Source organism: Georhizobium profundi, from assembly GCF_003952725.1.
Classification (GTDB): Bacteria; Pseudomonadota; Alphaproteobacteria; order Rhizobiales; family Rhizobiaceae; genus Georhizobium; species Georhizobium profundi.
This window is the reverse complement of sequence record NZ_CP032509.1, coordinates 4,176,343-4,197,922: the sequence shown is the minus strand read 5'-3', so window position 1 is coordinate 4,197,922 and position 21,580 is coordinate 4,176,343. Positions and strand designations below refer to the sequence as shown.

General features: G+C 62.5%; 21 protein-coding genes and 1 pseudogene. 16 read left to right on the top strand and 6 right to left on the bottom strand.

Annotation, left to right across the window (positions count from 1 at the left end; translation table 11 throughout):
* Positions 1-117: 117 nt before the first annotated feature.
* Both D5400_RS21920 and D5400_RS20275 read right to left on the bottom strand, forming a co-directional pair.
* Positions 118-1,375, bottom strand: a pseudogene (locus D5400_RS21920) (IS3 family transposase); the annotation flags it as partial.
* Positions 1,376-1,595: 220 nt separating this feature from the next.
* Positions 1,596-2,369, bottom strand: a complete 774-nt coding sequence (locus D5400_RS20275; protein WP_164527982.1) for an IclR family transcriptional regulator — start codon at positions 2,367-2,369, stop codon at positions 1,596-1,598.
* Between the two features lie 143 nt (positions 2,370-2,512).
* Between D5400_RS20275 and D5400_RS20270 the strand changes: the two genes are divergently transcribed.
* The 16 genes from D5400_RS20270 (at position 2,513) to D5400_RS20195 (ending at position 18,312) form a co-directional block, all read left to right on the top strand.
* Positions 2,513-3,430: a VOC family protein gene (locus tag D5400_RS20270; protein ID WP_126012159.1), complete on the top strand. Its 918-nt coding sequence runs from the start codon at positions 2,513-2,515 to the stop codon at positions 3,428-3,430.
* A complete protein-coding gene (locus D5400_RS20265; RefSeq protein ID WP_126012157.1) occupies positions 3,427-4,281 on the top strand; it encodes a VOC family protein in 855 nt (284 codons plus the stop codon). The genes D5400_RS20270 and D5400_RS20265 overlap by 4 nt, the downstream gene beginning before the upstream one ends.
* Before the next feature lie 75 nt (positions 4,282-4,356).
* Positions 4,357-5,682 (top strand): aromatic ring-hydroxylating oxygenase subunit alpha, encoded by a 1,326-nt coding sequence (locus D5400_RS20260; protein WP_126012155.1) that lies wholly within the window; start codon positions 4,357-4,359, stop codon positions 5,680-5,682.
* 28 nt (positions 5,683-5,710) lie between these two features.
* A complete protein-coding gene (locus D5400_RS20255; RefSeq protein ID WP_126012153.1) occupies positions 5,711-6,223 on the top strand; it encodes an aromatic-ring-hydroxylating dioxygenase subunit beta in 513 nt (170 codons plus the stop codon).
* Between the two features lie 48 nt (positions 6,224-6,271).
* Positions 6,272-7,288, top strand: coding sequence for a TAXI family TRAP transporter solute-binding subunit (locus tag D5400_RS20250; RefSeq protein WP_126012152.1), 1,017 nt, complete (start codon positions 6,272-6,274; stop codon positions 7,286-7,288).
* 133 nt (positions 7,289-7,421) lie between these two features.
* Entirely contained in the window at positions 7,422-9,377 is a 1,956-nt protein-coding gene (locus D5400_RS20245; RefSeq protein WP_126012150.1) for a TRAP transporter permease, read from the top strand.
* A 5-nt stretch (positions 9,378-9,382) separates the two neighbouring features.
* Complete coding sequence (locus tag D5400_RS20240) at positions 9,383-10,138, top strand: sulfite exporter TauE/SafE family protein (protein ID WP_164527981.1); 756 nt, start codon at positions 9,383-9,385, stop codon at positions 10,136-10,138.
* A complete protein-coding gene (locus tag D5400_RS20235) occupies positions 10,131-11,339 on the top strand; it encodes an NAD(P)/FAD-dependent oxidoreductase (RefSeq protein WP_126012146.1) in 1,209 nt (402 codons plus the stop codon). Before D5400_RS20240 ends, D5400_RS20235 begins: the two co-directional genes overlap by 8 nt.
* 80 nt (positions 11,340-11,419) lie before the next feature.
* Entirely contained in the window at positions 11,420-12,388 is a 969-nt protein-coding gene (locus D5400_RS20230; protein ID WP_126012144.1) for an amidohydrolase family protein, read from the top strand.
* 52 nt (positions 12,389-12,440) lie between these two features.
* Positions 12,441-12,761 (top strand): Rieske 2Fe-2S domain-containing protein, encoded by a 321-nt coding sequence (locus D5400_RS20225; RefSeq protein ID WP_205665494.1) that lies wholly within the window; start codon positions 12,441-12,443, stop codon positions 12,759-12,761.
* 4 nt (positions 12,762-12,765) lie between these two features.
* The gene (locus D5400_RS20220) at positions 12,766-13,569 is read left to right on the top strand and encodes a 2-keto-4-pentenoate hydratase (protein ID WP_126012141.1); all 804 of its coding nucleotides are present in this window, start codon (positions 12,766-12,768) and stop codon (positions 13,567-13,569) included.
* 1 nt (position 13,570) lies between these two features.
* The gene (locus tag D5400_RS20215) at positions 13,571-14,497 is read left to right on the top strand and encodes an acetaldehyde dehydrogenase (acetylating) (RefSeq protein WP_126012139.1); all 927 of its coding nucleotides are present in this window, start codon (positions 13,571-13,573) and stop codon (positions 14,495-14,497) included.
* A 1-nt stretch (position 14,498) separates the two neighbouring features.
* Positions 14,499-15,539 (top strand): 4-hydroxy-2-oxovalerate aldolase, encoded by a 1,041-nt coding sequence (gene dmpG, locus D5400_RS20210; RefSeq protein WP_126012137.1) that lies wholly within the window; start codon positions 14,499-14,501, stop codon positions 15,537-15,539.
* 165 nt (positions 15,540-15,704) lie between these two features.
* Entirely contained in the window at positions 15,705-16,547 is an 843-nt protein-coding gene (locus D5400_RS20205) for an alpha/beta fold hydrolase (protein WP_245451373.1), read from the top strand.
* A 35-nt stretch (positions 16,548-16,582) separates the two neighbouring features.
* Entirely contained in the window at positions 16,583-17,578 is a 996-nt protein-coding gene (locus tag D5400_RS20200) for a PdxA family dehydrogenase (RefSeq protein ID WP_126012135.1), read from the top strand.
* Complete coding sequence (locus D5400_RS20195) at positions 17,575-18,312, top strand: SDR family NAD(P)-dependent oxidoreductase (protein ID WP_164527980.1); 738 nt, start codon at positions 17,575-17,577, stop codon at positions 18,310-18,312. The genes D5400_RS20200 and D5400_RS20195 overlap by 4 nt, the downstream gene beginning before the upstream one ends.
* Here D5400_RS20195 and D5400_RS20190 read toward each other — a convergent pair.
* Genes D5400_RS20190 through D5400_RS20175 form a run of 4 tightly spaced genes read right to left on the bottom strand, consistent with a single transcriptional unit; the run spans position 18,278 to position 21,580 of the window.
* Entirely contained in the window at positions 18,278-18,970 is a 693-nt protein-coding gene (locus tag D5400_RS20190) for an isochorismatase family protein (protein ID WP_126012131.1), read from the bottom strand. The two genes, D5400_RS20195 and D5400_RS20190, sit on opposite strands and share 35 nt — an antisense overlap.
* 12 nt (positions 18,971-18,982) lie before the next feature.
* Positions 18,983-19,744 (bottom strand): SDR family NAD(P)-dependent oxidoreductase, encoded by a 762-nt coding sequence (locus tag D5400_RS20185; RefSeq protein WP_126012129.1) that lies wholly within the window; start codon positions 19,742-19,744, stop codon positions 18,983-18,985.
* Between the two features lie 11 nt (positions 19,745-19,755).
* Entirely contained in the window at positions 19,756-21,066 is a 1,311-nt protein-coding gene (locus D5400_RS20180; protein WP_126012127.1) for a TRAP transporter large permease, read from the bottom strand.
* Entirely contained in the window at positions 21,059-21,580 is a 522-nt protein-coding gene (locus D5400_RS20175) for a TRAP transporter small permease (RefSeq protein WP_126012125.1), read from the bottom strand. The genes D5400_RS20180 and D5400_RS20175 overlap by 8 nt, the downstream gene beginning before the upstream one ends.

The window sequence follows — 21,580 nt, the reverse complement described above, 5'->3', positions numbered from 1 at the left end:
TGGATCCCGTTTCACCGGGCGGTCGGAGGTTGGGTTTAGGCACTAAGATGCAGGAACTCGGTGGCGAGCGGAACCTGAGCGCGGAGTGCGGTGGACCTCAAAGTAGTCGTCGATTCAGTCGGGCAGCAAGGCCAGGATGGTGTCGCCGTCTGGGAGGATGACGGTCGAGGCGTAGTCTCTTTTCAGTGTTTTGACGAAGGCCTCGGACATGCCGTTACTCTGCGGGCTTCGAACCGGTGTGAAGAGCAGATTGATGCCGAGGGCAGCGGCGACCTGCGCGGTCTGCCTGGCAATATAGGCGCTGCCATTGTCCGAAAGCCATTCCAGTCGGTGCAGGACCTTAAGGGTCTTGAAGCGGCGTTCGACCGCCGCGATCATCAAATCACAGACGATTTCACCAGAGATGCCGGCATTGGCCACGGCTGACCAGGCGATGATCTCCCGGTCGCAGGCATCGATGACGAACACAATGCGGACCACCTCGCCATTGCGGGCACGGATCTCCAGATGATCTGAGCACCAGCGGATGTTGGAGCGCAGCGCAACGACGACGCCGTCGTGGGTGCGGGTAGGCCGCAGAGCCGTATGCTTTTGGAGTGTCAGCCCGTTTTGCTGCATGACCCTGAGCACGCGCTTGGCGTTGACCGTGGGCAGGCCATCCCGTCGCCTCTGCCGGTTCAGCAATGCCGCCACCCGGCGATATCCATAGGTTGGCCGCTGGTCTATGATCGGCCGCAGCTCCGCCAGAAGAACGATGTCGTCGGGCTTGCGATTAGACCCGCGTGGCTTGGACGGTTGATGCATTCGATCAGGTTCGACCGGAGACGCCGAAAGATGGCCTGACAGTCAAACGGTGTGCCGGAATCCTGACCAAAAAATGGCGTTCGACGCCGTTCTGTTTATGAGGACCGGTACGCGTGAAGCTCTATCTTGGCCGGGGAACATGATACCCCGAGACAGGATACGTTGGCGCAGACTGAATCGCTGTCAAAAGTCACTTGCAGCCGGGGCGGCCATACGTTTTTGGGCGAGCGAGTTCAAGGGCTTCCTTGAGGATCTCGGCTTCCATGGTCTACTTGCCCAGCATGCGCTCAAGTTCGCGCACCCGCTTCTCCAACTCGCGGACCTGGGAAGCGCCGACAACGTCTTCATCCGCGTGAACGGCGGCATGACCACCTTCGAGCATGCGACGCTTCCAGGCGAAGAGCTGGGAGGGGGAAATGCCGGCACGACGTGCCACGTAGGAAACACTCATTCTCGGCTGTATGGCTTCCTCCACCAGCCGAACCTTCTCGGCCACTGACCAGCGCAAGCGGCGCTGCACGGAGGTGATCACTTCGATCCGCTGAAACGGCTCATCAGAACTCTTGGACATAGCGGCATTCCATCGAGTGCAGCGCCAAGGCACGGACGCTTGTCATTCAGTCGTCGGCACTCTCTATGGGCCTGCCGAGATAGCATTGATCGAGCTCAAGAGATTCCATCAGAACTTGATCCGACGTCCTTCAATTCCGCCTCCACCCAAGCGCGATCATCAGAACGATCAAACGATTCTCGGCCCCAGCGCTATCGACTGCTGGGCCTGCGCTTCGCTGTCAGCTAATGCGGTACAGGTGCTTCCGCTCGAGTTCCTGGCCGATTAACTGTGCGCGACGGACTGTCGTTAAAATGTGTGAAGCCAAGACTTCGTCTGTGAAGCGGGTTGTTGGCCCTGAGCACGACAGCGCAGCGATTGTCGATCCGTTAACCCGTACCGGCGCGGCGACGCAGCGCAGGCCCGTCTCGAATTCCTCGTCGTCCAACGCATAGCCCTGTTCCCGAATTTTGCGGAGCTCCGCCACGAGGGCATCGGGATGAGTCAGGGTGCGCGGAGTCAATGCGATAAGATCGCCACCCTTGAGATAGCGCTCAACATATTCACCGGGTTTGTGCGCCAATAGAACCTTGCCGACACCAGTGCAGTAAGCTTCCAGGGCCGTGCCGATCTGGGTCACGATTTTCAGGCTGCGTTGTGTCTCGGCTTTAGCGACGTATCGAACCATGTCTTTGTCGAGTGTTGCTACATGTGCGGTTTCACGGACATGCGCGGCGAGTTGCTGGACATGGTGGGCTAGTACGGCTGCCGCGCTGTTAGTGGCAGCATCGGCAAAAGCAATTCCCCGTAGCGCCGAGCCAATGACATATCGGTGATTGGGCAACAGATCGAGCGCTCCCGTCGACAGGAGCGTTCTAAGGAATCGATGCGCTGTGGGAACGGTCATGCCGGACCGCTCGGCGGCCTCCACGAGCGACAGGCCATCTCGCGCGTCCTTGAATGCTGCCAAGAGATTGAATGCCTTCACAACCGAGCCGTTCATCGGTGTTGCCATAGATGCCTCCATGCTTCTCGGTTATAGAGAACAAAAATGAGATAAATTGACAAGGGGCAGGCTTGCCGTGATGGTTGAGCCACGGTTGGGAGGTCGGCCGTTCCTGTTTGCCATATGGCTCGGGCAGGCGTTTCGGAGGAATAATGTCGCAAGATGCCGCCATTGCCTATCTGCGTTTTGGCACCGCGATGACGAAGGTCCATGACCTGTTTGCCGCGGATGTGATCGGTCTGCAGCGGATCGACGGTGACGAGAACGAGGCCTGGTTCCGTTCCGATCTCCAGCGGCGCACGCTCGTTTTTTTTAAGGGCGAGCGCGAGAGCAGTGTCGTTGGAATCGCCCTTTTCGACGCGGCGGCGCTTGAGGCGGTCGCTCAGCGGCTATCCGACGCCTACCATCCCTTCGCGTTTTTGGAGCGCTCAGAATGCGATCGGCTATTCGTGCGCAGCGGTCTGCGGACGCAGGATCCGAGCGGCAATTTGATTGATCTCGTGGTCGGCCCGCATCATTCCGGCCGACGTTTCTTTCCTCGCCGCGACAACGGAATTCAGGGTGTCCAGAGCATCGGTATCCGTTCGCTGGATACGCAGCGTGATCTGACTTTCTGGTGCGATCTCCTCGGCTTCACAGTACGCGATCATGTCGGCGACATCGCCTATATCGGGATAGGCCAGCTTCACCACCGCCTCGTACTCTACCCGTCCGCCCGCGCGGGCGTGCTGAGCGTGAACTTCGCCGTCGAAGACGTCGAACTCATCATGCAGAACAAATATTTCTTTGAGGCGGGACAGGTTCGCATCGTCCTCGGACCGGGTCGCGACGCCGCATCCGGTCAGGTCTTCGTCACGATCGAGGGCCCCGAGGGCCTGCTCTACCGCCTGGTCACCGATACGACCGTGATCGATCCGGCGCGCCACAGGCCCCGGCAATTCGCAGCGGTCGCGAACTCGCTTTGCGCCTGGGGTTCGCAGCCGCAGGGTGTCCCGGAATACGAGTTCGAAAACACGGTGGGACTGGCGCCATTGGAATTGGTCAAAAGACGGGAGGGATCGGCGCGATGATCGAACTAAAGGACGTCTGTTACGCGCGGCTTGGTACGCGCGACATGGAAGGCGCCATCGCTTTTGCAACTGGCTATCTCGGGCTTGAGATTGCCGAGAGAACGCGAGACGCAGTCTATTTGCGATCGGACGATCGCGGCCACACATTGTGCTATTTCGACGGCGATCCCGTGGACCAGACCGTCGCATTCGAAGTCGAGGACGAGATATCGCTACGCCTGGCGGCCGATACGCTCGACCGTCTCGGCCATCCCGTCGAGCAGGGGACCGCGTCCGAATGCGCGTTGCGGAAAGTCAAATCCTTCGTGCGCTTCCGCGATCCGACCGGCAACCAGATCGAGCTCGCAGTTCGGCCCGAACGGAGCGGCAAGCGTTATTTCGCGACGCGCGACGCCGGGATAACGGGCTTCAGCCACATCGGCCTCTACACCACCGATCCGGTGAGGGACGAGCAGTTCTGGACGCAGGTCTGCAACGCCAAAGTCAGCGACCGCATCGGCGACATCCCGCTGATGAGGGTGAATGAAATTCACCACACGATCGCTCTGCTCGTTTCCGACAAGGCTGGTATCCAGCACATCAACCATCAGGTGCAGGCCAACGACGACATCTTGCGCTCCTATTATTTTCTAGCGGATCGCAATGTCGAGATCGTCTTCGGTCCGGGACGGCATCCCACATCCGGTGCGCGGTTCCTCTATTTCAAGGGACCGGACGACATGGTCTTTGAATATTCCGTGGGTGTCGATGCGATCGCCGACGAGGAGGGGCATCGGCCGCGGCAGTTCGGCTTCGAGCCGACGAGCTTGTGCAAATGGGGGGCGCTGCCGAAGGGAAGTTTCCGAAGGTAGAGTCCCGACGACACCAATCCATCCAGTCGCCGGAAGCGGTTACCCGCCTGGCTTCGACCGAACGTGGAGAGCTATATGAACGAACAGGTAAAGACATCCGAAATCTTGGCGGGACAAGAGATCGTCACGGGCGGCCATCGGCTGGACGAGCTGGTCAGCGATCGCCGAGTGCACTCCGCGATATATACCGATCCGAAGATCTTCGAATTGGAACTGGAGCGGATATACTATCGCACCTGGGTTTATATCGGGCACGAAAGCGAAGTGCCGAAATCCGGCGATTTCAAGCTACGCAAAATCGGTCGACAGCCGGTCATCCTGGTCAACAGCCGCGACGGCGGCATCAACGTCCTCATGAACCGTTGCTTGCATCGGGGCGCGGTCGTTGCCGAAGTTGAAGCCGGAAACACGAAGTTTTTTCGGTGCTGGTATCATGGCTGGACCTACGACACCTCCGGCAAGCTCGTTCAAGTCACCGCCGACGAGGGATACGAGCCTGGCTTTTGCGAGAAAAAGGGCGGTCTCTCGCGGCCGGCGAAGGTCGATCAGTATCGCGGGTTCATCTTCGCCAGCCTCAGTGAGGACGTGCCGCCGCTTGCGGACCATCTCGGCCAGGCGGCCGATCTGCTGAACTACCTCATCGATGCATCGCCGACCGGCAAAATTCGGCTCGACGCAGGGGTCAACAAGACGTCGTACCGAGGCAACTGGAAGCTCGTCGGCATGGACGGCTATCACGTCAACTATGTTCATGCCTCGGTGATCTCCGGCTGGGAAGAGAACGAGAATTCCGGCATCGCGGCGATGCACAAGAACGATCCGTTCAACGACAACGCCCTCACGCGCACCCGCGATCTCGGCCGCGGACATGTGCTGCTCGATTTCCGCGAGCACCGCATGGCGTCGATCGACAAGTATCTGGAGTTTCTGCGCAGCACGCCCGGCGGCAACGCCTATGTGGACTCGATGCTGGATGCATATGGCGAAGACCAGGGCAAACGGAACATGTCCCTGGCAGGAGACCCGCATTTGGGAATTTTCCCGAACCTTCAGGTCATCGGCAATCAGGTTCGCATCATGAACCCGATCGCGGCGGAGGAGACGGAGATCCTGATGTTTCCCGTCATGTTCGATGGTGTGCCGGACGAGATCAATACGCTCCGCCTGCGCCAGCACGAATCCTTCTACGGCCCCTCGAGCGCAGGTTCGCCAGACGACGCGGAAATCTTCGAGCGGGCGCAACTCGGTATGCGGGCAACGGTCAACCCATGGATCGACATCTCGCGCGGCCTGCATCGCGAAATCATCGACGAGGACGGCACGCGGGTCGGCAAAATCTCGGATGAGACGACGCAACGCGGACAGATGCGTGAGTGGAAGCGATTGATGATGGACGCCTAAATCGGGTCGCCCGACGCAAGGAGAAAGCATGACGATGGCATTGACTGAACGACCCCAGGCAGCGTCTGGGGCGGACCCCCGGCGCGTGCTCGAAGATTTCATCTTCATGGAAGCGCGCCTGATGGACACGCACCGGTTCGACGACTGGTATGCGCTGTGGACGGAGGATGCGCTCTATTGGCTCCCTTGCAACGAGGAGAATGTCGACCCGACGCGCGAATTGTCCCTCGTCTATGAGCGGCACGCCGAGATCGGCGATCGGGTCAAACGCCTGCGGGGCAAGTTCGCCCACGCCCAGTCGCCCAAATCACGCGTGGTGCGCGTCGTGTCCAACGTCGAAGTCGAAAGCGCTTCGGCCGATGAGATAACGGGCACGTCCTGCTTCGTACTCGGCGACGTGCGCCTCAACAGGCAGAACGTCTGGTTGGGACGCAACCACCACACATTGGTCATGACGCCGAGCGGCTTCAAGATGAAGCGCAAGAAAGTATTCATGGTGAACAATGACACGGCGATGATGAACCTGACTTTTCTGGTTTGAACCGGAACATCGGACGTTTGGAAATAAATATTTTGGGGAGGAAACACAATGTACGAATTCAAGCGCAGTCTCTTGGGCGTTTTGTGCGCGGGCATTATCCTGACGGCCGGCGTGTCTTTTGCGCAGGAGATTGCTTTCGATGACGACGAGCCGATCGTCGCGACCATTGCCGGCTACTCAGCACGCGGCATGGTGAGTATTCTGGGCGAGGGCCAGGCGGCAGTCGTTCGCAGCGCGTTTCCCAACTCGAACATCGTCTACGAACCGGGCAATCCGGCCGGTTCGTTCGCGGCAGTCGCCAATGGTGAGCGCGAATTTGCGCTGGAGACGGTCATCGAGATGAATCTCGCCAAAGACGGCGCGGCGCCGTTCCCGGAATCGTATGACGGGAAGTTTTGGCTTGTCACCGCGCTCAGCCCCGATCTGACGCTGGCCCATGTCTATGGCCGCAAGGATTTCCTGGAGGAGAACCAGATCGAAAGCCTCGCCGACGTCAAGGAACGCGAGATTCCGGTGCGGCTCGGTATCAACCAGCCGGGCAATCTGTGGGCGCGCGCCCATGTCGATGCGATCCTTGCGCAGTACGACATGACGACCGACGACATCGTCTCCTATGGCGGTCAGCTGATCGAGCAGAATACCGGCGGCACGATGGAACTGATGAAGGGTGGCCGCGCCGATATCGAGATCACGGGCGGGTTCATCCCGGTCGGTTCGCTCGTTGAGCTGAATTCGGTGACGCCGGTGGCCTTCTTGCCCATGGGCGAGGCAGAGGCCCAGGGCGCGGCCGAGGCGATGGGTGTGACGGTCGGCACCATCCCGGCTGGGTCCTACGAGTTCCAGGACGAAGACCTGACCGTGCCGGCCAGCACGCATTACATCATCGCCGGGCCTTCGGCCACGGACGAACAGGTCTATAAGCTGGCGAAGGCGCTCGATACGCAGCTCTCCGTCTACCACGCGATGCACCCCGCTCTCGAGGGTGTCACCAGCGATACGATCGTTCCGGATGTGCCGGGGGTTCCGCTGCATCCGGCCGCGAAAGCGTATTACGAAAGTCGCTGAACAGGCGCCGGTGGCCGACCCCTCGATCGGCCACCCATTCTGGCATTGCACAATCCAGCGGAAAATCTGGCCTCGTTCGCTTATGGGCGGACCATGAAGGCCGTCGGCATCTTTCTGAGAGAGGCGCATCGGCATGGGTAAGCGTATCACAACACTGGTCGGAAACGTGCTGACGGGCGGCGACAGCGTCCCGCTCAATCCGGTGACCCGCACAATTGCCACGGCGCTCGCATTGCCACTTGCGATCTTCCAGTTCTGGTTGGCCTTCGTCGGGATCGTGACGCCCATCCAGCTCGGTCTGTTTTTCATGATACCTATGCTGATCGTCGCATGCCTCACGACCTCCGGAGTAACAGGTGTTCAAAAAACCGGCTGGTTCGAGATCGTCATGGCGGTCAGCGTCGCGCTCGCTGGCGGCTATCTGATGATCGAAAGTCCGCGTCTTGGAACCTGGATGCTCGGCATCAGCGAATTCTCGATGATCGAGCTGGTTGCCGGCGCTATCCTCATCTTCGTCACGCTCGTCATGGTCAAGCGCCGGGTCGGTCTTGGGATGCTCGCCGTTGTGCTGATCCTGATGGGCTACCTTGCATTCGGACATCTCCTATCCGGTTTCCTCTATCACCGCGAGTTCACGCCGGCCGACATCATCGAGCAATCGATCATCAGCGTGAATGGCGGGCTTTTCGGCACTCCCGTCGCGGCGGCGGCCGTCTATGTCTATCTGTTCGTGGTGTTCGGCAAGATCCTCCAGACGAGCGGCGGCGGCCAGTTCTTCTTCGACGTGGCGGCGATCGTCGCCGGCCGCAGGGTCGGCGGCGTCGCCAAGGTCGGTGTCGTATCCAGCGGTCTGTTCGGCATGATATCGGGCAGCCCGACGTCGGATGTCGTCACGACCGGGACGATCACCATCCCGATGATGAAACGCCTCGGCTATCCCGCACATATCGCGGCCGCCATCGAGACGGTCGCCTGTGTCGGCGGCAGCTTCCTGCCGCCTGTCATGGGGGCCGTGGTCTTCATCCTGGTGGAGTTCACGGGCATTCCCTATGGCGACGTCGTCAAGGCGTCGATCGCCATCGCGCTGATCTATTATTTCACCCTCTACCTTCAGGTTCACCACTTTTCGGCAAAGCACGGGTTCGGCCAGATCGACGAAGACAAGATTCCTACCTTCTTCAAGGTCATGCGCACGGGCTGGGTCTATGTCCTGCCGATGATCGTTCTGGTTTACCTCATCGAATCGGGCTTCACGCCGCAATACAGCGTCGCGATCGCCATCGCGGGAACGGTCGTGCTGAGCTGGTTCAATCCAGAGCGCGACTATCGGCTCGGGCCTGTGCGCCTGGTCAATCTGGTGACCGACGCGGCGGTGATGATGGCGCCGCTCGTGGCGGCGGTGGCCGCCGCGGGCCTTGTCGAACAGGTTCTCAATGTCACCGGCCTCGGATCCAAGATCTCCTACGAAATGTTCGAGATGGCCGGCGGCATGCCGATCCTCATCCTGATCCTGGCGGCGCTCGTGACGATCATCTTCGGCATGGGTATGCCGGTGCCCGCGGTCTATGCGCTGGCGGCCATCCTGCTGGCGCCGGGGCTGATCCAGGCCGGGTTCGGTGTCCTGCAGGCCCATCTCTTCCTTGTCTGGTTCGCGGTGGCCTCGCATCTCACGCCGCCGGTCGCCGTCTGCGCCTATGTCGCAGCGACTATCGCGGAAGCGCCGCCGATGAAGACGTCGGTGACGGCCTCGCGGCTTGGCATCGTCGTTTTCCTCATTCCCTTCGCCTTCATGCTGCGTCCAGGCCTGATCATGCAGGCCGACGTCGCCACGATCGTGGTCGATCTCCTGATGACGACGGCGGCGATGTTCACGCTCGCCGCGGCATCGATGGGCTATTTTACCTCGTCGATCGCCGGATGGCTGCGCGTGGTGCTGATGGTCCTGGCGGCGGTGGCGCTCTTCGGCGTGGCGGTGCCCGTCGTGTCCGCTGTGGCTGCGGTTCTTTCCCTAGCCGTTCTCGGCTGGCACTATTTTGCGAAGGCAGGACGCGTCAGCAGCCGGGATTCTCTTCCGTCGGCCGCGGAGTGATGCCGGTGACGGATCCCGAGGTCTGGGTGCTGGCGGTCGTCGTCGCGGCATTCTTCACCGGCGGCCTCGTCAAAGGGGTCTCCGGTGTCGGCCTGCCGATGGTCGCGTTGCCGATCCTGTCGTTCGCAGTCAGCGTGCCGACCGCGGCGGCCCTGACCATGGCGCCGATCATCGTATCCAACGGTTGGCAGGCAATGACGAACGGGGCACTGCGCATCGTCGTGCGCAGATTCTGGCCGCTTCAGCTCACGATGGCGATTTCGTTGTTGTTGTCGGCCAGTCTGCTGGTGCGCGTCGATAACTCCACCCTTCTGATCCTGGCCGGCCTCATACTGATCGCTTCCATCGTCGTTCTGACTCTCGCGAAAGGGTACAAGTTGCCACCGCATCTGGAACTGCCCGCCGGGATTGCGACCGGCGTTGCCGCCGGCGCGCTCGGCGGCGTCAGTTCCCTTTTCGGCATCCCGATCATCATCTATCTTTCAAGTCTCGGGCTTGGTCGAACCGAATTCCTGACCGCCATTTCCGTCGTCTATTTCTTCGGGGCCGTGCCCTATGTGGCGGGACTGCTGATCTTCGGTGCGGTGACGCCCCCGGTGATGGCCGCCTCGTTGCTCGCCGTCATCCCGGCAATGATCGGCCTGATGCTTGCGGCGCGGATGATACGGGGCATCGATGATTCCAGATTTCGCAATATCCTCAACGCAATCCTGATCCTCCTTGGGTTTGCGATGATCGTCAGAGGAGTCGCCGGTGCCTGAAAGCAGAATCGCAATCGTCGGTGGCGGCCAGGCGGGCGGACGCGTTGCGCTCAGCCTGCGCGAACGCGGTTATGGCGGCGGCATCACCATCATCGGCGACGAGCCCCATCCGCCCTATGAGCGGCCGCCGCTCTCCAAGGGCATCATCACCGGCGCCGATGCGCTTGACAGTCTCTATCTCGAGCCGGAAGACATCTGGAATGCCCGCGACATCGAGGTGCGCTCCGGCGTCGCCGCAACGGCAATCCGGCTGCCGGAACGGCTGCTCGAACTGGGCGACGGGGGAACGCTGCGGTTTGACGACCTGGTGATCGCCACGGGTGCCCGCGCGCGCCGCCTGCCGCTCGGCGAGGGTGGACCGGACATTTCCTATCTGCGTACCCAGGCCGATGCGTTGTCTCTCCGCGAAAAACTGCGTCCGGGCCGACGGCTGGTGATTGTCGGTGCCGGCGTCATCGGTCTCGAGCTTGCCTCCAGTGCGCGGGCAATGAATGTGGAGGTCGATGTCGTGGAAACGGCGCCCTGCGTCATGGCGCGCCAGGTGGGCCCCGCCGTCTCACGCGTGCTGCAGCGCCGGCACGAGGAGGCGGGGACGCGCTTCCATCTCGGGCAGTCCGTCGTCGGCGCCAGATGGGTGGAGGCGGGCGTCGTTCTGTCCACCAGCAAGGGAACTTCGCTCGAAGGAGACGTCGTGGTCGTCGCCATCGGGGTCGTGCCCAATGACGATCTGGCGCGCCGGGCGGGCATTGCCTGTCAGGACGGCGTCATCGTCGATGGCGCGGGACGGTCTTCCGCGCCGCATGTCTGGGCGGTCGGCGACGTTGCGCGTCACCCCGTTTCGTGGAGCCCGACAACCGTCCGGCAGGAGACCTGGCGGCATGCGGACCGGCATGCCCGCGCCGTTGCGGCGGCCCTTCTAGGCGAATCCACCAAATATTCGGAGGTGCCGGGCTTCTGGTCCGACCAGTTCGGCAGCCGGTTGCAAGGCGAAGGGGTCTGCAGCGGCGACGAAGTGTTCATCGATCAGGCCGGAGGCGGTCCCGTGTGGGTGTATCACGCGGACGGACGCGTGACGGGCTGCATCGCTCTCGACAATCCGAAACTAGCGACCATCGCACGCAAGGCTATCGGGCGGGGCGCAACCGTCGATCCTGCCGTGCTGCTGGCGCCGGGCGCCGACTTGAAGAGGCTGCTGCGATGATTCTTGAATACCGAGATGAGGGTTCTCGATATCTTTACTCCGACACGTCTGGTTCCCTAGTGTGGCGCAGGGGAGAGTAGATGTCACAGACCGTCGATTATCACACGCATGTAGTGCCGGACCGTCTTGCGTCGGCGCCTGCGTCGGAGCCGCGGTGGCCGTCGGTCGAACTGCGCGATGACGGCATGGCGGACGTGATGATCGCCGGCAGGGTGTTCCGCAAAATCGACCGGCGCAGCTGGGACATGCAGGTTCGATGCCGCGACATGGATGCGGACGGGATCGACGTGCAGGTTCTGTCTCCCATGCCGGAGCTCCTGTCCTACTGGTTCGACAAACGCGACGGCGCGGCATTCTGCGAGGCGATGAATACGCAGATCGTTGCGATGGCGGCATCGCGGCCCGAGCGGTTTCGTGCTTTCGGAATGGTTCCGCTACAGGCGCCCGAGACCGCGGCGGCACAGGTTCGCGAACTGCGCTCTACGGGGGCGCTCGGAGTCGAGATCGGCAGCCATGTCAATGGCGTCGCGCTGGGCGACCGGTCACTCGATCCGTTTTACGAAGCCTGCGAGAGGGAGGGCATGACGATCATGGTCCATGCGCTCCATCCTGTCGGTATCGAACGGGTCGGGGGCACACCCGACGTGGCCGTCTCGATGTTTCCGGTGGAGACGTCGCTCGCCGCGCTGTCCCTCGTCGTCTCAGGCGTGCCGGAGCGCTTTCCGGATCTCGATATCCTGCTTTGCCACGGCGGCGGGTCGATCGGCATGCTGATGCCGCGTTTGGAGCAGGCAAGGCGCATGAAGCTTGCCCATCTTTCCGGGCTGAATGCGAAACCCGCCGATCTCGTGCGTCGCTTCCATGTCGATTCCGTCGTCTATGATGCCCGGACACTCCGCTATCTCGTGAAGATGATGGGCGTGGAACGCGTCGTGCTGGGCTCGGACTATCCCTTTGCGGTCATGCAGGCGGATCCGGCTGGTTTTGTGCGCGATGCTCTCGGCAAGAGCGCCGACGGAGTCCTGTCGGGACCGCGCGGGCTTTTGTAACATGGAGAGACGATTGCCGCAATTTGAGCACGCATCCACCCGGATATGCGCCGTGAGCGATATCCCGGAAGACGACGGTCTGAAGGTCGAGTTTCCTGATCGATCGCCGCTCGCCGTCTGGCTGGTGGAGGACAAGGTGTTCGTCACCGACGACACCTGCACGCATGGCCAGGCCTCGCTGACCGACGGCGGAATGCTCGACGGCTTCATCATTGAATGCGGCCTGCATCTCGGCGCCTTCGACATAAGGGACGGCCGCGTCGAGTCGGCGCCATGCACGAAGCCGCTCACCGTTTACGCCGCCAGCGTCCTCGACGGCGACGTCTACGCTGATCTCGTCACACTCGTGGAGATTGAGAGACACCATGGTTGAAGCAATGACACGAACACACCCCCGGGCCGACCGGATCAATGAGGCGGCCGACCGCCTCTGGCAAGCCGAGGAGACCGGCAGCGCTTGCGAGCCGGTCCGCGACCTCCTGGCGGATGGCGGTCCCGATGCGGCCTATCGCGTTCAGCAGATCAACATCGACCGGAAACGGAAGGCGGGGCTGCGGCTGATCGGCCGCAAGATCGGCCTGACTGCCTTCGCGGTGCAGAAACAGCTCGGCGTCGACGAACCCGATTTCGGGGCGTTGCTGTCGGATATGATCCTCGGCGACGGCTGTGCGCTGCCACCGGGGCGGATCCTGCAACCCAAGGCCGAGGCGGAGATCGCCTTCCTGCTGGGCAGCGATCTTGACGTCGCGATGCCGAATGTCGCCGATGTCCTGCGCGCCACGGCGTGCGTCATGCCCGCCATCGAAATCGTCGGCAGCCGGGTGTCCAACTGGGACATCCGGCTGGTCGACACCATCGCCGACAACGCCTCGTCCGGCATGTTCGTGCTCGGAACGCCGGCCCGGTCGCCGCTCGGCGTGGACTTTACCGGCTGTGCGATGGAGATGCGGCTCGAGGACCGGGTCGTGTCGTCGGGCAGCGGCGCGGCCTGCATGGGCAATCCGCTTAATGCCGTCGCATGGCTTGCAGGGCGAATGCAGGCCATGGGCCAGCCGCTTCGCGCCGGAGAGATCATCCTGTCGGGTGCGCTCGGACCGATGTTCGCCCTTGAACAATCCGGAAGGATCATGGCCAAAATTTCCGCTCTCGGCTGCGTGTCCTTCACGATTTCGGAGACCTGACATGGCGACGAAGGTAGCGATTATCGGCACCGGAAATATCGGCACCGACCTGATGATCAAGGTGATGCGGGTATCGAAAAGCCTGGAGATGGCGGCCTTTGTCGGCATCGACCCGCAGTCCGACGGGCTGGACCGCGCGCGCCGGCTCGGCGTGGCCACGACAGCCGAAGGCATCGACGGTCTGCGTGCCATGCCGGCCTATCGCGATATCGAGATCGTCTTCGATGCCACGTCGGCGAAGGCGCATGCCCGTCACAGCGAATTGTTGCTGGCGGACGGCAAATCGGTCGTCGACCTGACGCCGGCGGCGATCGGTCCCTATGTCGTTCCGGCGGTCAATCTCAAAGCGGACCGCAATGCGCGCAACGTCAACATGGTGACCTGCGGCGGACAGGCGACGATCCCCATCGTCGCCGCCGTCGCGCAGGTGACGCCGGTGCATTATGCGGAGATCGTGGCCTCCATCGCCTCGGTTTCGGCAGGTCCAGGTACCCGGCTCAATATCGACGAATTCACCGAAACCACCGCCCGCGCCATCGAAGCCGTCGGCGGAGCGCAACGGGGCAAGGCGATCATCATCCTGAACCCGGCCGAGCCACCGCTGATTATGCGGGACACGGTGTTCTGCCTGGTCGACAGCGACGATCGCGAGGCGATTGCCGCATCGGTGGAGCGCATTGTCAAGGCTGTCCAGAAATATGTGCCCGGCTATCGCCTCAAGCAGACGGTCCAGTTCGAAAGCCTGTCGAGGGCGACGCTCGCCCGGCGAGACGCCGCGCTGGTGTCGCCGACCAAGGTCACCGTTTTCCTCGAGGTCGAGGGAGCGGGCCATTATCTACCCAAATATGCCGGCAATCTCGACATCATGACGTCGGCGGCGCTGCGAACCGGCGAGCGCATGGTCGCTTCGCTTGCCGAGGTTGCCTGACATGGGAAAGAATATCTACGTCCAGGACGTCACGCTGCGCGACGGCATGCATGCCGTCCGCCACCAGTATACGCTCGATCAGGTCCGCGACATCGCCCGCGCGCTGGACAGGGCCGGCGTCAACGCCGTCGAGGTCGCGCATGGCGACGGACTGGCCGGCGACAGCTTCAATTACGGCTTTGGCCGGCACAGCGATCTGGAGTGGATTGCGGCCGCGGCGGAGGTGCTGACGACCGCGCGGCTCACGACGCTGCTGTTGCCGGGCATCGGCACCGTCGAGGATCTGCGCGCCGCGCATGATGCCGGCGTGCGCTCCGTGCGGATCGCGATGCATTGCACGGAAGCGGACGTTTCGCGTCAGCACATCGAGCATGCCCGCAAACTGGATCTCGACGTCGCGGGCTTCCTGATGATGGCGCATATGGCCGCTCCGGATGCTCTCGCCGAACAGGCGAAGTTGATGGAAAACTACGGTGCGCATTGCGTCTACGTCACGGATTCCGGAGGCGCGCTGACGACGCGCGGCATGCGCGAACGTACGCGTGCGCTGCGCGACGCGCTGAAGCCGGATACGCAGGTCGGCGTTCATGCGCATCACAACCTGTCGCTGGGCGTCGCCAATTCGATCGCCGCGATCGAGGAGGGTGCCGAACGTGTCGATGCCTCGCTGGCCGGACAGGGCGCAGGTGCGGGCAATGCACCGCTGGAGGTCTTCGTCGCGGCGGCGCTTCGTGACGGCTATGAACTGAGCTGCGATCTCTACGCACTGATGGATGCGGCCGAGGAACTGGTGCGGCCGCTGCAGGATCGGCCGGTCAGGGTCGATCGGGAAACCCTGTCGCTTGGCTTCTCGGGGGTCTATTCGAGCTTCCTGCGCCATGCGGAGCATGCGGCCCGGATACACGGAATCGACACCAGGACTATTCTGACCGAGCTCGGACGTCGGAAGATGGTCGGCGGGCAGGAAGACATGATCGTCGACGTCGCGCTCGATCTCGTCCGTTTGCGCCAAGGCGACCTCGCGCGCGACGGCACGGGATGATCCATCCGGCGCCCTGAACGCAGCCGTCCGGCGTCGGCACCGAGCCGTCATCGCCGGGTGAGTTGGCCTGCCGCGAACAGGCGCGTCGCGCCCGACGATTTACAGCACCTTGAGCAGGGCGGACGGATCGTTACCGCCACCTGCGAACGCTTCAATGGGAGAGACATGATGGACGTAAAGCGAGACGGCAATCCCGAAATCGGCAAGTCGGTCGAAGCCGCCGGCCTCAGCACCAACTATCTCGAAAGCGGCTCGGGCGTCCCGGTCGTGCTGCTTCACGGTTCCGGTCCGGGCGTTACCGGCTATGCCAACTGGCGGGCAACCATCCCGGCGCTGGCCGAGCATTTTCGGGTGATTGCGCCCGACGCCGCCGGGTTCGGCTACACGGAACGGCGACAGGGCCAGCAATACACGCTCGATGCCTGGCTGGAGCACATCACGGCCTTTCTCGACGTCGTCGACGTGCCGAAAGCGCATTTCGTCGGAAATTCCTTCGGCGGGGCGCTGACCATCGCGCTGGCGGATCGCCATCCCGAACGGGTTGGCAAATTCGTGCTGATGGGTGCCGCCGGCCTCAAATTCGACCTGACCGAGGGGCTCGATGCCGTTTGGGGCTATGAGCCGTCGGTGGAGAACATGCGCCACATGATGCAGGAGCATTTCGCCTTCGACAAAACGCTGATCAAGGACGATCTGGTTAAGTCGCGATACGAGGCAAGCGTGCGTCCCGGATTCCAGGAGAGCTTTTCGGCGATGTTCCCTGCGCCGCGACAGCGCCACATCGAAGCGCTCGCGACGCCGGAGGAACGCATCGCCCTCATCGAGCACGAGGCTTTGCTGGTGCACGGAAGGGACGACAAGGTCGTGCCGATGGAAACCAGTCTTCGCTACAACCGCCTTCTGCGCAATTCCAACCTGCATATTTTCGGCAATTGCGGCCACTGGACGCAGATCGAAAAGAAGGACGAATTCAATGCCCTAGTGCGCGATTTCTTTCTGAGAGAATAGGCATCCGAGGACGGTAGGACTGACGGGAGAGGCGCATGAAGACTGCGAAAATCGGTGTGATGATTGGCGATCCGGGAGGCATCGGCCCGGAAGTCTCCGTGAAGGCGCTTCTCGCGGCAGCGTCCCGGCAGGACGGAGATGCGGTCCTCGTCGGCGATGTTGCCGCCGTCGAGGCGGCGGCGCGGGCGGTCGGCGCCAATCTTCCGGTGGTCGCGGTCGAGACGCCGGAGGAGGCGAGAGGCCGTGCGATCATTCCCGTCATCGCCTGCGGCGCGCTTCAGGCAGGCGACTTTGAGATCGGTAAACCTTCGGCTGCCTCGGGCCGGGCGGTGAAGGCGTGGATGGATCGTGCTTCCGCCTTGTCGCAGCAGGGCGTGCTCGATGGCTGGATCATGGGACCGATCAACACCCAATCGATGCGCATGGCCCGTGTCGTCGAGGATCTCGACGATCTCCAGCCGAAGGACACGTTCATGTTGCGGATGAGCGGGCCGTTGCGCGTCGTGCCGATCGGCGAGCATTTGCGTATCCGCGATATCGCCGCGTCCGTGACCCATGAGCGCATCTGCCATGTGGCGCGGCTGGCCGACCGGCACCTCAGGCGCTGGGGACTGGATACGCCCCGCCTAGCCGTCGCGGGCCTCAATCCGCACGCGATGTTCGAGGAGGACAGCGATATCATCGCGCCGGCGGTCGAGGCGCTGCGCGCAGAGGGATTGACGATCGAGGGTCCGATCTCGCCGGATTCGGTGTTTCGCAAATGCATCGAGGGGAACTATGATGCGATTGTGTCGATGTACCACGATCAGGGCCAGATTGCTCTCAAGACCGCTGCTTTCGAAGGTGCATGCACCGTCTATCTCGGGCTCGACTACGTTCATCTCTCTGTGCCGCACGGCACCGCGTTCGATATTGCGGGCAAGGGCTTTGCGCAGCACGGCTCGATGACGGCGGCGATCCGCACCGCATCGATGCTGGCGAGCGGACGCGGCTTCCTCGCGCCAACAGACACGCAAGGCGAGGCGCGATGAGCGCTCCCCGCGTTGCCGTCGTCACCGGCGGAAGCGCCGGCATCGGCCGTTCGGTCGCCGAGGTGCTGGTGCGGGAAGGGTGGCGGGTCGTTGGCTGTGCCCGGCGTCTCGATGCGGCCGAGGAACTGCTTGGCGCCGGCATCACCCTCGAACAATGCGACGTCGCCGATGCGCTATCGGTCGCCTCGCTCGTCGAGACGGTGCGTAATCGCCACGGGGCCGTCGCGGCGCTCGTCAATTGCGCGGGTATAGTGTTGCCGCGGAAGAACTTCGTCGAAACGTCCGATGCGGACATGGAGCAGCTTTTCGCGGTCAACGTCTTCGGCACATTGCGTGTCACGCGTGCGCTGTTGCCGCTGATGAGCGACGGCGGCACGATCGTCAACCTGTCGAGCACGCTCGCCTCCCGGCCGCGCCCCGGCAGCGCCCTCTATGCGGCGACGAAAGGTGCCATCGAGCGGTTCTCCACGGCTCTGGCTACCGAGGTCGCCTCGCGCCAAATTCGGGTGCATGTGGTTGCGCCCGCGCTCGTGCGGAGCCGCATCTGGCTGGAGGCCGGCATGAGCGGCGAGGCCTATGACGCGCTGCTCGCCAGCCGCGGCAAGGATTTTCCGCTGGGCCGGGCGGGCGAGCCCGAGGACGTGTCCGAGCTGATCGCCTTCCTCGTCTCAAGCAAGGCCAACTGGATGACGGGCACCGCTATACAGGTGGATGGCGGTGCGATGCTACGCTGACCGGCGTCTTGGAGGTATCGTCCGGCCGGCCAAGGTCGGTGAAATAGTCCAGTACCTCGCCCACATCGACGACGTCGGCGTATTTTGCCTGAAGGTCGCTTAGCGACTGCGCATGGGCATCGGCCCAGCGATCGCCCACGGCTTGGCGGGCGACGATGGGCCGGAAGCCCGACTGGATGGCATCGACGGCGGTCGCGCGGACGCAGCCGCTCGTCGTCAATCCGGCAATGACCACCGTGTCGCGCCCCGACGCGGCCAGCCGGCTTGATAGGTCGGTACCGAAGAAGCAGGACGCGTATTTCTTGACGAGAATGGGCTCGGACGGGTCGCGGTCGAGACGCGGATCGAGTTCGACGCCGGAACTTCCGGCCAAAAGGTCGGCCTGGCCACCGATCTTCAAGGCCCAGAGGCCGGCGTCGGAGAGGTTCGCGTCGTCATAGGCCACCACCGTGTACATGACCGGCACGCCGGCATGGCGCGCGGCACGGACGAGGCAGTTGGTCTGCTCGATGACCGCGCTGCATTCTGCCGCCAGCGGCCGGCCTTCTTCCGTGAAGGCACGCGCGATATCGATGACGAGCAGGAGCGGCCGGGCGCCGAAGCCGAGACGCCGGCCGAACGTGCCGCTTCCCTCTGTCTGTTTGACGTTGGCGTTCATCGATCCCTCCACCTACGAGAACCAGGCGCCGCCATCCACGATCAGGCTCTGGCCCGACATGAATGCGCTGTCCTTCGACATCAAGAAGCTCGCCACGCCGCAAAGATCGTCGGGAACCTGGGTCCGCTTGATGGACCGCATGGCGATCAGCGCATCGCGCTGCTGCTGCGTGACGGTCGCGCGCTCGATGCCCGTGTCCGTGGCGCCCGGCAGGATGGCGTTCACCGTGATGTTCCATTCGCCAAGTTCGCGGGCCATGGCCCGTGTCATCCCGACGACACCGGCTTTCGAGCCAACATAGTGCAGGTAGTTCTGCCGTCCCATGGGCACGACGGCCGACGAGATATTGATGATGCGCCCGTGTCCCTGCACCCGCATCGGCGCGGCGACGGCCTTGCTGCAGATGAAGACGCCGGTCAGGTTCACGTCGACGACCTTGCGCCATTCGGCAAGCGGAATGTCGAAGAAGGGACGCATCTGCAGGGTCGAGAAGATCGACGCGTTGTTGACGAGACCGTCGACCGAGCCGAAGCGATCGACGACCGCCGCGACCATCTCGTCGACCGACGCCTCATCCGTCACGTCGACCGCCAGGCCCAGCGCCGCGTGACCATCCTTTTCCAGTTGGTCGGCCGCCGCGGCAACATGGTCGCCGGCAATGTCGGACAGACAGACCGCGTAGCCGTCTTCGGCCAGCCTGCGGGCAAAGGCGCGCCCCAATCCCTGTGCGGCACCGGTGACGATCACGGCACCCTTGCGAGAGGTCTGCGTCATGTCTTTTTCTCCTAGAGAAGGCTTGGCAGGAACGTGACCATTGCCGGAAAGACCGCAAGAACTACCATTCCGAAGACGAACAGCAGCACGAAGGGCCACGCTGCGGAGAACACAGTCGACAATGCCCCCTCCTTCCAGCCGCTCTTTACCGCAAAGAGGGTATAGCCGAAGGGCGGGGTCATGCCGCCGACCGTGATGTTCACCAGGAACAGAAGCCAGAACCAGAGCGGGTCGAAGCCAAGCGACGACACGATCGGGATGTAGATCGGCACCATTATCAGCATCAGCGCGATCTGGTCGATGAACATGCAAAGGATGAAGGGCAGGCCCATCAGCACAAGGAGCATGAGCCAGGGCGATAGATCGAGACCGGCGACCATCTGCGTCAGCGCGGTGGCGCCGCCGGTGAAGGCGAGCAGTTGCGAGAAAAGCTTGGACGTCGCCATGATGATCAGGATCATCGCCGAGATGCTGGCCGAAGCGAGCACCGATTCAACGATCAGGCCGAGGCTGAACTTCCGGTAGATGGCGGCAGTAATGAGTGCGCCGAGAACGCCCATAGCACCGGCCTCGGTCGGCGTCGCGATTCCCATCAGGATGAGACCCATGACGCTCAAGATCACGATCGAGAACGGTATCAGCCGGACGAGCGCCATGACGACGTCGCGAGTCGATGGCGTGGATACGAGGCCATCGTCGGCCGGGGCGAGCTTGGGGTTCAGCCAAACGCGAATGAAGGTGTAGGCAAGAAAGAGGGAGGCGAAGAAGAGACCCGGCAGGATACCGGCGATCAGAAGTCCGGAAATGGAGACACCGGCAAGGGTGCCGACGATGATGGCGAGCACACTCGGCGGGATAAGGGGCGCGAGGCTCGCGCCCGCAAGGATGTTGCCGATTGAAAGCTTCGGGTCGTAACCCCTTGCGATCATCGCCGGTAACAACGAGCGGCTGAGCATCGCCGCGACGCCCATCGCCGCACCCGAGAGCGTGCTGAATATCGTCGCCAGTAGGACGATCAGCACGTATTGCCGGCCGCGCACCTTGCCGACGATCGTGTCGATCGAATGGAACAGTACGTTGACCGCGTTTGAGCGGAAGAGAATCTCTCCCATCAAGATGAACATCGGAATGGTCACCAGCGACCCGGTGGTGGTGGTCTCGTAGATCGAGTTGACAAACATGCCGTAGCCGGCCGGGCCAAGCATGATGCCGATGGCAATCAGATTGACGAGGAGGAAGGCGATGAAGACCGGCAGGCCGAGCATCATCAGCCCGAGCAGCAGGCCAATGCCGGTGGCGACGGCTGGAATTCCCTCAAGCATGGATACCCCCGTGAGCTGCCTGGTTTGGACGCGCGGCAAGCCGAAAGAAATAGAGACCCGAATTGAAGAGGCCGAAGGTGATCAGCGCCAGGAGGGGCCATTTGGGAATACGCACCGTCGTCAGCGTCATCGTATTGCGCTGGAACAGCAGCAGTGTTTCTTGTACGCCGATATAGGTCACCCATAAGCATGCGATGCCTGCGACGACGAAGCCGCAACGCAGGAGCAGCTGGCCACCGCGTGCGGGCATGTAGTCGGGCAGGAGGGTCACGGCCACGTTGCCGCCCTCGCGCGTCAACCATGGCAGCACCGTGAAGACCGAGATCAGCAGAAGAAAGCTGACGAAGTCGCTTGCCCATGACGTGGGCGCGCCCATCAGGTAACGGACGAATACCTCATAGGCGTAGATGACGACGATCAGTGCGAGCGAAAGACCGCCAAGCCATTGGCCGACAAGCGAGATAGCGTCCTGAAGCCGCAGAAGCGGCTGCAGCGCCTTCGTGAGGTTCGACAC